Below are 13,066 nucleotides of genomic sequence, written 5' to 3'. Positions count from 1 at the left end.
GAATTCAAATACGAAGTAAAAGCATATCTAAAAGAGTTTGAATTAGAGTTTTTAAAAGATTAACTTCGTAAAGACCAGTTAGACCCTCAGCATGAATAGACTTTTCGTTGTAGTTTTTTTTGTTTTTAATACGGCATTGACTCTTGCCCAAAATCAAACAGTCTTTCAGTTAGGTAATCAAGATGGCCGATCTTCAGAGTTTGCATTGTCATCAGAGAAATACGAGCAGTTTTTAGCGCAGTTTTCCGGAGAAAAGTCATTCTATGTGGGCTATTCTTCTATCGAGAAAGATTGGCCTTATGTGCTGCCCGGCCCTCTGGATAGTTGGGCTGGAGGTGGTTATTGGGCGGGTTATCACCCCAGACATTTTCCGTCTATCTATTTCCCGCTAGAAGCTTTTTCCAAAGAAGGCGAATCCGTATTAACTTTTTACTTTTCCGGTGTCCATAAAGCGAAAGATGCCATAGTTCGTGTTGAAGTAAATGGACATCGTTCGGAGCATCGATTGACGGGGGATGATGATGTCAAACTGTTGCAGGGGAAGATTGACAAAGGAGCCGAAAGACTATTCCGTATTTCCTTTTCCAATAGCAGGTTAAAAAAAGGAATGAATCAAATACGTATAGGCACGGTCGAGGGTAGTTGGGCTTTGTTTGACTGCATCCGTTTAGAAAGCTCGGCAAATATACGTCTGGCAAAGGCCACTTCGACCTTGATTAAAGACGTTCGTGTTGCTGATTTTGAGTACCAAACAGCTATAGGCATACGAACACAGCCTGTATTGATCGATATGGTACAATTCGGTCAAGGTAGAAACTTAAGTTTTCGTATTGATGGACTACCTGAGGAACTTCGTTTTGTAGAAGCAGGCGAGTCGACGCAAGAAATAAATATGCCGGCAATAGCTAAAGAAGCTAAAGCAAAAAATAGCGTAATCCGTGTGTATGATGGTAAACAATTAATTTACTCCGCAGATATAATACGTTCTACACAGCCGGTGCATGAGCTGTGTAACTATGTGGACCTGTTGATGGGCACGAGCAATTCACGTTGGATGTTCAAGCCCTCACCAGCTTTACCTTTGAGTATTGTACAAATTGCACCGGATAACCAAGATGAGATCTGGAAAGCCGGCTATGAGTACGGAATAGAAAATATTATGGGATTCAGTCATTTTTGCGACTGGACGATGATAGGTCTATTAATGCAACCTACGACAGGGCCACTGCAGGTTAACCCTGGTCGGGAATCCTTTCCGGATGAAGTGTACCGTTCGCGAATTGATAAATCTACAGAGATGGGAAAGGTAGGCCATTATTCGGTTTTCATGACAGATACCCAAATCAAAGCCGAGCTTACGGCAACACGAAGAGCTGCACTGCAGCGTTATACCTTTCCAAAAAGTAAAGATGCCAGGGTGATGATCGATATGTTCACTCCGAACGAATATCCACATAACCTGACAGATGCTAAAATAACGAAAGTAAGCGATACCGAGATTGAAGGGTATGCAAGTTATTACAATGCCTTTACTGGATATTCTTTACAGCAAGAGTACACTGTACATTTTGTATTGCAATTTAGCAAGCCTTTCACTTCTTTGGGAGGCTGGAAAAATGAAGGTGTAATGCCTGTTGAAGGATACATCGGAAATTGGGACCGCAATCATGAATTTGAAACAGCAAGTGAGCTTTTTGATAATATTCAGACGATCCAAGGAAAAGGCGATCTTGGTGTTTATGCAAATTTTAACACAGCCGAGGGCGAGGTTGTACTGGTACGCTCAGGCGTATCTCTAGTTGATTTGGAAGGTGCACGTAAGAATTTAGAGCAAGAACTTACAGCTCCATTTGGATGGGATTTTGAAGCTGTTGTGCGTAACGCTCGAGCGATATGGAACGATTATCTCGGACGTATCGAAATCGAAACGGATGACTATAGAGAAAAGAAAAAGTTTTATACGAACCTATATCGTGCTATAGCAGCTAAAGCTATTTGGAGTGATGCGGATGGAAGGTATAGGGACGAAAATGAAAATGTCCAACAGTTGGCCGATAGTCAAGATGCAATAGTTTCCGGGGAGTATTGGAATACCTTTTGGGACAATCAACAGTTGTTTAACCTCGTTGCCCCAGAAATTTCATCTACTTGGGCTAAATCGGCTATTTCATTGTATAAAAATTCAGGATGGTTTAATACGGATCCCGCTGGCATAGAGCATAGTGGTGTAATGGTTGCTATGCACGTAATTTCACAGTTACAGGGCGCATGGCAAAGTGGAATTCGAGATTTTGATATGGAAACAGCTTATCAGGGATTAAAAAAAATGATGACAACACATCCGCAACGTTTTGCGGGAGGAGGTACGGTAGGGGTTGAACATTTGCCTGCATACATGAAGTATGGGTATGTGCCTGCTGGCAAGGGCTATGTGTCTAATACCTTGGAGTATGCCTACGACGATTGGAGTTTGGCACAAATGGCGAGATCGCTTGGTAAAGAGGAAGATTATCAGTTTTTTAAAAATAGATCGGACAATTGGAAGAATATTTTTGACACAGAATCTGGCTTTATGAGACCGAAAGATGTGGATGGACGTTGGACTGAACCTTTTGATCCTTACCACACACCAGGCTTTGTGGAAGGAAATTCCTTTAACTACACTTGGTTTGTTCCACATAATCCATTGGCTTTGATTGATAGTATGGGACAGGAACGTTTTATTAGCCGGTTGAACGAAGCTATGGAAAAATCAGCTAAAGCTAATTTCAATGCCGCCGGAGATAATTTTTCTGCCTTTCCCATCAATCATGGCAACCAGACGTCAATGGAAGTTTCTTATCTATTTAACTGGGCGGGTACGCCCTGGTTAACACAGAAATGGAATAGGGCAATTCAAGAGCAGTATTATGGAACATCTCCTTACGACGCATACCCTGGTGATGAGGACCTAGGCCAGATGAGTAGTTGGTATATAATGAGTTGCTTGGGACTTTTTCAAATGGATGGAGGAGTTGCAGCTGATGCTACTTACGAGTTGGGTTCACCTCGCTTCAAACGAATGAAAGTAAATTTTAAGGGTAGGTACGGTCGTGGAGAAAGTCTAACTATAGAAGCCAATAATGCATCTAAAATCAATATGTACATCCAAGAGGCTCAGTGGAATGGGAAGCCGCTAACGAATTTTCTATTGCCGCAAAGTGAAGTATTGAAAGGGGGGATTTTGCGCTTAAAAATGGGGGATGAACCGAATAAAAACTGGGGACTTATAAAATAGGATTAAATTTTACTCCGAGACTGCTTCTTTGCTCCTTATTTGTTTTTGAGAGATAAGAGTTGTAAGTCCGGGCCAGCAAAGGTAAGTAGCCCTCTGTTGTAGGTCAATGGTAGGGTTTGCAAGTCATCAACTCTAATAGTGGTCTGCGCTTTTTTGCATATTTCAATTATTATTACTAATATTACTGCAGGGGTTATTAGCTTTAATACCAGTAAATTATCCCGGTTTCAAATACAAAGTCCAATTAACCTATTACGATGCTCCGTTTTTTGTGGATTAGTTTTTTGTTTTTATTCCATGTGACAGTGTTCGCTCAGGGAGTAGCTATGGATATAACTGCTGTAGTCGCAAATGGTGCTGGTCAACCGATAATTTCCGCTACTGTTGTAGCACAAAGAACCGATGACACGAAGGACATTAGCGTTATCACAGACAACGACGGGCGTTTTAAACTGCGTTGTCCATCCCCAGGCTTATATAGTCTATCGATTAGCTCGGTAGGTTATCAGGTATATCGGAAAGACCTTAAAGTTTCCCATGCTATGGATTTGGACACCATACAGCTATTTTCCTTACAGCACCTATTAGAAGGAGTGGAGGTAAACCGAATCCCCAAAGTGCTAGAGGTAAATGGAGGTATATTAACCTATAACGTGGATCGTACGATTGGAGGACAAGATATCTCGGCCCTCGAACTGCTCAAAAAGGCTCCTGGAGTACATATAGAGAACGAAAGGAATATCACCTTAAACGGCAAGGCTGGTGTACAGATTCTCTTAGATGGCAAGTCGACTTATCTCTCCGGTGCCGAGCTTACAGATCTTCTGAAGTCTATATCTTCCAATACCATCAAATCTATCGAGATTATAAATAGTCCCACTGCTAAATTCGACGCCACTGGGGCGGCCGGTATCATCAATATCATCACTAAGAAAAATCAAGTGAAAGGGATCAGTGGTACGATGACTACAGGTGTAGCATACGGTATCAGCACCAAGCAAATGCAGAACATCGGCATTAGTTACCGCCGCGAAAGGCTTAATGTATACGGCAATTACAGCCATACACTGGGCAATTTTAATTACGTCTATGGTACTAATAGACAGCAGAATGGTAGGTCCTACGATAGCCATACCGATGATGTCGATAAGCGACAAAAGATGTCCGGGCAGATTGGGGCCGACTATGTGATCGATGCCAAGAGCACGATAGGTATCCTTGCCAACGGTAATTTTATTTTCGGCGGAGGCATTACCGATACCAAGACCGACATTTACATACTTCCATCTTCCGCTGTGGATCATTCCCTCGCGGCTATAAATGACTACTATGGGCAGGGGACTGCGCGATATAATTTCAATTTGAACTATAAGTATGAAGATACGTTGGGCCATGTCTTGAACATTGATGCAGATTACGGTCTATTTGATAAGTGGAATAAGAATTTACAATCCAATACATACAAAGATCGGGATGGCGCTATTATGAGCGATAATCTATACCGAACCCTAAATGGAATTGATATTGACCTTAAAGGAGCCAAGATCGACTATTCGACCAACTTTTGGGGCGGAAAGTTAGAGACAGGAGTCAAGTATTCGGCTATCAGTTCGGCCAACGACTCCAAGTTTTACCATGTTCTTCAGGAAACCGATAGCCTTGACAATCGGCGTACTAATGATTTTCGCTACGACGAACGTATTTTTGCGGCCTATGCGGACTACAAGCGTACCTTAGGCAAATGGTCATTTCAGGCCGGACTGCGGATGGAATCATCCAATTCCACGGGTAGGCTATTCTTTATGGAGCGTAATCAAGAACAGGGGAGCGAAATAAAACGCAGTTTCAAAAACCTGTTTCCCTTTTTCTCTGTAAGCCTAAGACCCACTGCCGAGCATAATATCTCCCTTTCCTATGCCAAGCGCATAGAAAGGCCGGCCTATCAAGACCTCAATCCATTCGTATATTTATTGGACGAATTATCATTTTGGCAGGGAAATCCATTTTTGAATCCAGAGCTTACCCAGCGATTTACCTTGTTGTATTCCCTGAAGAGTGCTACTGTCATATCGCTCAATTACGCCTATACAGACCAGTTCAATGCTAGGGTGACCGATACAGTAGATATTGAAAAGATCGTGATGATAAATAGGAATATTGGTACCCAGAAACATTGGTCATTATCCCTTACCCATAATTTTAAGCCTATACCCTGGTGGGACATCACATTTAATAGCTTGGCCTACCACATTCACAACGATGTATCCTTTGACCAATATCGCAATCTTAATTTAAAACAACTAGCGGCACGTTTCAATTTACAACAGGCATTTCAGTTACCGTTCAAGCTTAAGGTTGAGCTGGCAGGTACCTACAATACAAAGCGATTGAGTGGAGCCAATATCTTGAGCCGTGGCTATAGTCAAGTGGATATCGCTATTCAAAAGAGCTTACTAAAAGATAAAGCATCATTACGATTTGGCTTTAGCGATATCTATAAAGGAAATGTAAGCCGATATACCCAAGATTTTCCAGGATTCACATCTCAGAGTTACGGTTATTACGAATCAAGACAAGCAAGACTTAGTTTTACCTACCGGTTCAGTAAAGGTGTATCCAAAGATCAGAGAAGTCGAAAATCAGCTTTGGAGAGCGAGAGTGGGCGAATCAAGTAATTTTTTTGTCCTAAGTTTTCTGTTTGTTTTTTAGCAGGGTAAGAACTGAAAGCGCGAGCCACCTAATAATTAGATCTTGTTTATAGCATTAGCATCGAAATACCGAGTAACATATAAATAATAATAAATACTTCAAAGACCTTCTTTTTATAAGTATACACGGCATAAGTATTTAATGCCATCATCACAATGCAGAGCATTCCTAAAACAACATTCCACAATCCTGATATCGAGTGATAATATAAGTCGATCAAAACATTTCGTTTTTCTAGTCCTATGTATTTGATTTCTTCTCCTTTATTAAGCTTAGAAAAGTCTACTTTGCTTATATAAAAGCTAATCTCTTTATTTTTTCCGTTGTATAGAACTTCCTTGTCGGTTTTAATATTAGAGAGTAGGCCCCTTCCTGAATTATAGTATATTGTAGAGTCATCAGAAAGCCTGAATTTGTAATACGGAATTCTTGTTGAAGATTTCTCAACTTCTTTTATTACGCCATTAATCGGGACAAGGTTGTTATTTAAAATAATCAGTTTTAACGGTAGAAATAATAGTGCTATAGCCGAAATAAGTACAATTTTTAAAGATTTTTTAGTAGACTTCATCGGTTAGTAATTTCATTTTTTAAATATAATTAATTTACCATAATTTCTTTCATCGTGGTCCTTAATCTTTCTATTACAGGGTTTTGAATGACTTTTTAAGTGTTTACTTTTTCCATGCCGATATCTTGTAGGGCGTGCGGAAAATGAAATCATAACTTTTGGTAGTAAACTGTTGATAATGAGTGTGCGTATTGCATCAGACTAAAACTTTCGGATTTTAGCAATAAATGAGTGTTTGATGGTGTTTTTTATTCGGTTATGATGCTTTATTTTGTTTGTTTTTATTGAAATTAACTCTTGCTGTTGAATATTGGTTTAGTAATTTTCAATTTTGCAATAATATTTATTGTTTCATTTTTTTTTGATTTGCGATAATAAATGCCGACCTAAATAGATGTTCGTTTTAGGACGGCCTTATGAGAAGAACACCATTTTAAACTTAACAAATATCATGAACATCAAAAAAGTGCTTATTGCTAATAGAGGCGAGATTGCTATCCGCATTAGTAGGGCCTGCAATGAACTAGGGATTGCGACCGTTGCTATCTTTACCTTTGAAGATAGGTATTCCCTCCATCGGTACAAGGCCGATGAAGCCTACCAGATCGGCGGAGATGATGAACCGCTAAAACCTTATCTTGATATAGAGGCTATTTTGCGGACCGCGCGATTGTGTGGGGCAGATGCTATCCATCCTGGTTACGGTTTTCTTTCGGAGAATTCTCATTTTGCTAGACGATGTGCCGAAGAAAACATTCTTTTTGTCGGGCCTTCACCACAAGTCATGGAAATGCTAGGCGATAAGGTGCGTTCCAAAGAGGTAGCTGTTCAGGCTCAGGTACCCATTATAGAAAGTAGCGAAGGGGTATTGGCAGACATCTCTAAGACGTTGAAGGAAGCAGCGCGTATAGGCTTTCCTGTTATCCTGAAAGCATCTGCTGGCGGGGGCGGGCGCGGTATGCGCGTTGTCCGTAATCGCGAAGAGTTGGAAACAGCCTTTGGTAGTGCTCAGCAAGAGGCGCTCAATGCATTCGGTGATGGTACCGTTTTTTTGGAAAAATACATTGAAAACCCTAGACATATTGAAGTACAGATTGTCGGCGATATGTATGGAAAAGTAGTTCATCTTTATGAAAGAGACTGTTCTGTGCAGCGCCGTTTCCAAAAAGTAGTAGAGGTAGCCCCAGCGAGCAATCTTCGGCAAGACACCAAGAATTTGCTATATCAGTATGCCACCGCTATAGCCGGATTGGCAAACTACGATAATGTGGGTACAGTTGAGTTTTTGGTAGACACCGACGAGCACATCTATTTTATCGAGGTCAATCCCCGCATACAGGTCGAGCATACCATTACTGAAATGATTACTGGTGTGGATCTTATTAAGACACAGCTTTACATCGCCTCAGGCTATAGGTTGGCCGATCCACAGTTGGGGCTCGCTGATCAGAAAGCCATTAAAATCAACGGGTACGCCATTCAATGCCGTATCACCACAGAAGACCCCGCAGACGACTTTCGGCCAGATTATGGCACTATAGTTACCTATCGTAATGCAGCCGGTTTCGGAGTTAGGCTCGATGAAGGCAGTGCCTATCCAGGTATGAAGGTAAGCCCTTTCTTCGATTCGATGTTGGTTAAAGTTAGTACGCATGGCAAGACATTAGAAGAAGCTGCCTATCGTATGGACAGAGCATTGCGCGAGTTCCGGATCCGTGGCGTGAAAAATAATATTGCCTTCTTGGAAAACTTGATAACACATCCCGTATTTCTTGCGGGACAGGTTAATGTGGGCTTCCTCGCATCCAATCCACAGCTGTTCAAGCCATCCAGGCGTTTAGATCGTGGTACGAAACTTCTTTCATTTTTAGCTGATATTTCAGTCAATGGTAATCCCGATGTCCGTGCTGGCCGTCCTGAAGGTTTAGAACTGCCCATAGTACCTGTGTTCGATCCGGTATCTGATTTTCCGTACGGTTCAAAAAATAGGCTTGAAGAATTAGGCCCAGAAGGACTCTGTAATTGGTTGAAGGATGAAAAAGCTATTCAGTACACGGATACGACTTTTCGCGATGCCCATCAGTCTTTGTTAGCCACGCGGGTACGTACCTACGATATGCTTAAGGTTGCCGAAGGGTTTGCCAAGGCACACCCGCAGACATTCAGTATGGAAGTTTGGGGTGGAGCTACCTTCGATGTGGCGCTTCGTTTTCAACTCGAAGACCCTTGGCAACGTTTGTCCAAACTTCGTAAGGCTATACCTAATATTCTTTTACAGATGTTAATCCGTGGCTGCAATGGGGTAGGTTACTCGGCATATCCAGATAATCTTATTGCCTCATTTGTAGAGCGGAGCTGGGAGACAGGGGTAGATATCTTCCGGATCTTCGACTCCCTCAATTGGATGGAAAATATTGCGCCATGTATTGATATGGTACGAAAACGTACCCAAGGTATTGCGGAGGGTACACTTTGTTATACCGGCGATATTCTGGACCCCAAGCGTAGTAAGTATAATCTGGATTATTATCTGCGCTTGGCCAAAGATCTAGAGAATGCTGGGGCTCACATGCTTGCGATCAAAGATATGTCTGGTTTATTAAAGCCTTATGCGGCACAGGAACTGGTGGCTGCGCTAAAAGATACTATAGCAATTCCGATACACCTACATACGCACGATACGTCCTCGATACAGGCCGCTACTTATCTCAAAGCCATAGAAGCAGGAGTAGATGTGGTAGACTGCGCGTTGGGGGCACTTTCCGGACTTACCTCACAGCCTAATTTTAACGCTGTTGTAGAAATGATGCGCTTTCAAGACCGCGATCAAAACTATGATGCCGAAAATCTACAACAGTATAGCGACTATTGGGAGTCAGTCCGTAAATATTATACACCATTCGAATCAGGTATGAATGCCGGTTCTGCGGAGGTATATCAGCACGAGATTCCTGGAGGTCAGTATTCAAATCTCAAACAGCAGGCTACAGCACTGGGACTTGGAGATCGTATCCCTGATATCAAAAAAGCTTATGCCGAAGCCAATGTGCTTTTTGGAGACATTGTCAAGGTTACGCCCAGTTCCAAAGTTGTGGGCGATATGGCGCAGTATATGGTCTCTAACAATTTGGTCGCGGATGATATACTTGCCAAGGGCGATACCCTTTCTTTTCCCGATTCGGTTATTTCCTTCTTTAAGGGCGACATCGGACAACCAGAAGGCGGTTTCCCTGCGCAAATTCAGCAGATTATCTTGAAGGGGCAGGCTGCCAGCACGGATAGACCAAACAAACATCTTCCCGCGTTGGATATAGAAAGCGAGTTCGCAGATTTCCTTCAACAATACGGAGAAGACCTTTCGATGACCGATTACCTCAGTTATAAATTCTACCCTAAGGTCTTTTTAGATTATTTACAAGCCTATCGCAAGTTTGGAGATGTATCCCTCGTGTCTACACCGATTTTCCTTTACGGTATGGAGGTAGGGCAAGAGACCACAGTCGATATCGCTCAAGGCAAGACATTATTGGTACGGCTTCTGTCGATCAGTCCAGCAGATAGCGAGGGAAGGCGTACAGTCTTTTTCAAACTGAACGGGCAGACCAGAAATATAGAAGTGCAGGATCGGTCCATCAAAGTAGAGAAAAAGGCACATGTTAAGTGTGATCCAGATGATTTAAATCAGGTAGGATCCCCACTACGCGGCATGTTGTCAATGGTTCATGTCAAGGAGGGAGATACGGTACAGGAAGATTCTCCATTGTTTGTGATAGAAGCCATGAAGATGGAGTCAACGATCTGTGCTATCTCAGCAGGTAAGGTCAAAAAAGTTGTTTTACCACCTGGATCAATGGTAGATACTGGAGATCTTATCGTAGTGATAGAATAATGAAATATAAAAGCGGGCAGTGTTAGGTTGTCCGCTTTTTTCTGTTTATTTTAGGGAGATACGACAACGAATATAGGCAAGAAATGGTAAAACTAAAAGATGGGCATTTTGGTTGCCTGTGCTTCAACAGATCGTTTAGCAATTAAAAATAAGAGTAGCATGTTTACAGTAGAACAAATTAAAGTAGCCCACAGCAAAGTAAAATCGGGGGCCGACTTCCCGGCTTACGTTAAAGAAATCAAGGCGATGGGAGTAACGCATTACGAAGCTTACGTTTCAGACGGTCATATCGACTATCACGGTGCTGCCACCTATATTGCAAAAGTCCCGGCAAGTTATGAAGCGCTTCCTATTGCTGACATGGTCAGGCCTGAGGAATTCAAAAGGGAGTTGATTGCCCATCAACAAGGCAAAACCGACTTCCTTACATTCATTAAAATGTGTGCAGATGTTGGCATTGAGAAATGGGCAATCTGTATGGATAAAATGACCTGTACTTATTACGACAAGTCAGGGAGAGAAATTCTCGTCGAACACATTCCCCAATAGGGAAACCGTATTTTTTATTCACGTACTTCTAGCGGTGTGCTCCCTTAGATACAGGTAGGACATAGACCATTATACCAGTACCCGATAGATCCTTGATTCCTTACCGCACGGGTGATAACCGTGGCCAATATATCCAAAGCCTCATAATATCCGATATGCTCAGTACTGAGGTTCAGATGGACAAAGCCTATAGTTTATACATTAGATTGGCTTTCATCATAGCGTTGACTTTGCACGACCAGTTCTGCTACATCACCGGAACAGATATAGTCACCTAATGCCGTAAACTTTTGTGCATCCCAGTCATATATTCTCAACTGTTGTAAAGATTCAATAGCCTCTGGGCTAAATCTTTTTTTAATCGGTTTGGCAGGATTTCCAGCCACCACAGTATAGGGCTCCACATCTTTGGTTACGATAGCTCCCGAAGCAACAATAGCACCTTCTCCAATAGTGATACCCGGCATCAGCATCGCGCGCATACCTATCCATGCACCATCTTCGATAACAGTATCACCCTTGCCTTGGTAAGCCTCCGTGATACGGTCTACGAAGGGGTACAAACTTATCCAGTCCATACGGTGGGTATTATTTCCTCCCATTAAGATGACGACTTCGGCGGCTATACACACATGCGAACCAATAAATAGTTGATCAATAGGCCAGGCTGGTTCCCAGCTATTCAAACTGAACGCATCCCCATACAGATAACGAACGACAGATTCTTCAAAAGAACCCGTCCAGGCAGCGCTATAATAACTGCTAGCACCTTTAATATGTATATTGGGGTTTGTGACCGATTCGTGCAGGTATTCTACTTTTGACCAATGTTTTTGCATTTGTAGCGTAATTCCAGATTAAAAATATAAAACTAACAAAATTTATCTTCCATTCATTTAATTTAATATTATCGTTACTTTGACCTCCATATTTTATTATTTTTATACTGCAACTATTTCATAATTTAATGGAGATGCCCAAAGGAACGTTGAGAACGTGTCCAGATGGACACGCATATTATAAAAGCAGTGATTGTCCGGTTTGTCCCCAATGCGAAGCTGCAAAGAAACCCCAAAGCGGATTTCTCTCTACTTTGTCTGCCCCGGCAAGAAGGGCATTAACAGATAACGGGATAAACACATTACAGCAACTTTCAAATTACAGCGAGAAAGAGTTGTTACAGTTACATGGCTTTGGTAAGCGTTCCATTCCTAAACTTCAGCAAGCTTTAGAAAAAGAAAATCTGGACTTTAAGAGATAACTCAATTGATTAGTTCAGATGATTAACCAAAACCCAAAAGCAGGTATAACACTAAGACATATTTTCTAAATAACTTAAAACTTCTTCTTTTTTTCTAACGGACACCGGTATCATTTCTTTGCTAGACATTTCAAGAAAGCCTTCTCGAAAATATTTTTTTACGTATAGGAAGTTTACCAGATAAGATTGGTGACAACGGATGAATCCGAATCTCGTTAGCATGGTCTCGTATTGTTTGAGCCCTTTTGATACCATTACTTCCCGCTTGTCTTGGAGAAAAAAAGTGGTGTAGCTTTTATCGCTTTTGCAATAGATGATGTCTTCAAGGGATACGATTTCGATGTAGTCCAAGCTTTTTAGAGCAATACGGTGATTTGTTGAATTACCTTGAGAGACATAGTAATCTTTCGCAATGGAGACCGCCTCTAATTTGGAGGCCTTTTGCTCTTGTTGGTGGTAGTATTTTTCAAGGACAGTATGCAGGCTTTGTTCGTTTACAGGTTTTAACAGGTAACCCAATGCACCCATGTTGAGGGCGTCAACAGCGTACTGATCATAGGCAGTTAAAAAAACTATTTGAAAGTTTTCTGTTCCGATCTGTTCAAAAAGCTGAAAACTGTTCCCATCCTTAAGCCGGATATCAGCTAGTACCATATCCGGTTTCAAAAGAGGTATTTCGGTCGCCGCTTTCGCAATGCCTTCAGCATGGCCAACCACCTGTACGTACGAAATCCCATTCAGTATCTGCAACAGATGGCGCATTATATTCGTTTCATCTTCTAACACATAGACCTTCATCATTACTGTTTT

At 41.8% G+C, this 13,066-nt stretch carries 8 protein-coding genes; 5 read left to right on the top strand and 3 right to left on the bottom strand.

Translation table 11 applies throughout. From position 1 onward, the window contains the following. Window positions 1–91: 91 nt before the first annotated feature. Together B5X76_RS01365 and B5X76_RS01360 are read left to right on the top strand one after the other, a co-directional pair. On the top strand, window positions 92–3,277 hold the full coding sequence (locus B5X76_RS01365; protein WP_079640633.1) for a GH92 family glycosyl hydrolase: 3,186 nt from the start codon (window positions 92–94) through the stop codon (window positions 3,275–3,277). A gap of 257 nt (window positions 3,278–3,534) precedes the next feature. Next, complete coding sequence (locus B5X76_RS01360; RefSeq protein ID WP_079640632.1) at window positions 3,535–5,952, top strand: TonB-dependent receptor; 2,418 nt, start codon at window positions 3,535–3,537, stop codon at window positions 5,950–5,952. Between the two features lie 80 nt (window positions 5,953–6,032). Here B5X76_RS01360 and B5X76_RS01355 read toward each other — a convergent pair whose 3' ends face one another. Next, window positions 6,033–6,557 carry a hypothetical protein gene (locus tag B5X76_RS01355; RefSeq protein WP_079640631.1) on the bottom strand — a complete coding sequence of 175 codons (525 nt, stop codon included), beginning with the start codon at window positions 6,555–6,557 and terminating at the stop codon, window positions 6,033–6,035. A 451-nt stretch (window positions 6,558–7,008) separates the two neighbouring features. Here B5X76_RS01355 and B5X76_RS01350 point away from each other — a divergent pair, with 451 nt between their 5' ends. Together B5X76_RS01350 and B5X76_RS01345 are read left to right on the top strand one after the other, a co-directional pair. Continuing rightward, the gene (locus B5X76_RS01350) at window positions 7,009–10,446 is read left to right on the top strand and encodes a pyruvate carboxylase (protein ID WP_079640818.1); all 3,438 of its coding nucleotides are present in this window, start codon (window positions 7,009–7,011) and stop codon (window positions 10,444–10,446) included. Between the two features lie 99 nt (window positions 10,447–10,545). Continuing rightward, window positions 10,546–10,995 carry a DUF1398 domain-containing protein gene (locus B5X76_RS01345; protein ID WP_245800891.1) on the top strand — a complete coding sequence of 150 codons (450 nt, stop codon included), beginning with the start codon at window positions 10,546–10,548 and terminating at the stop codon, window positions 10,993–10,995. A 194-nt stretch (window positions 10,996–11,189) separates the two neighbouring features. On the opposite strand, the gene B5X76_RS01340 is transcribed toward B5X76_RS01345, so the two are convergent. Then, window positions 11,190–11,834: a CatB-related O-acetyltransferase gene (locus tag B5X76_RS01340; protein WP_079640629.1), complete on the bottom strand. Its 645-nt coding sequence runs from the start codon at window positions 11,832–11,834 to the stop codon at window positions 11,190–11,192. Between the two features lie 128 nt (window positions 11,835–11,962). Between B5X76_RS01340 and B5X76_RS01335 the strand changes: the two genes are divergently transcribed. Then, window positions 11,963–12,256, top strand: a complete 294-nt coding sequence (locus B5X76_RS01335) for an RNA polymerase alpha subunit C-terminal domain-containing protein (RefSeq protein ID WP_079640628.1) — start codon at window positions 11,963–11,965, stop codon at window positions 12,254–12,256. A gap of 51 nt (window positions 12,257–12,307) precedes the next feature. Here B5X76_RS01335 and B5X76_RS01330 read toward each other — a convergent pair whose 3' ends face one another. Further along, the gene (locus B5X76_RS01330) at window positions 12,308–13,057 is read right to left on the bottom strand and encodes a LytR/AlgR family response regulator transcription factor (protein WP_245800887.1); all 750 of its coding nucleotides are present in this window, start codon (window positions 13,055–13,057) and stop codon (window positions 12,308–12,310) included. Window positions 13,058–13,066 lie beyond the last annotated feature (9 nt).

This window comes from Sphingobacterium nematocida (assembly GCF_900168125.1).
Taxonomy (GTDB): Bacteria; Bacteroidota; Bacteroidia; order Sphingobacteriales; family Sphingobacteriaceae; genus Sphingobacterium; species Sphingobacterium nematocida.
The sequence above is the reverse complement of the archived record's forward strand: the minus strand, read 5'-3'. Positions and strand labels throughout refer to the sequence as shown.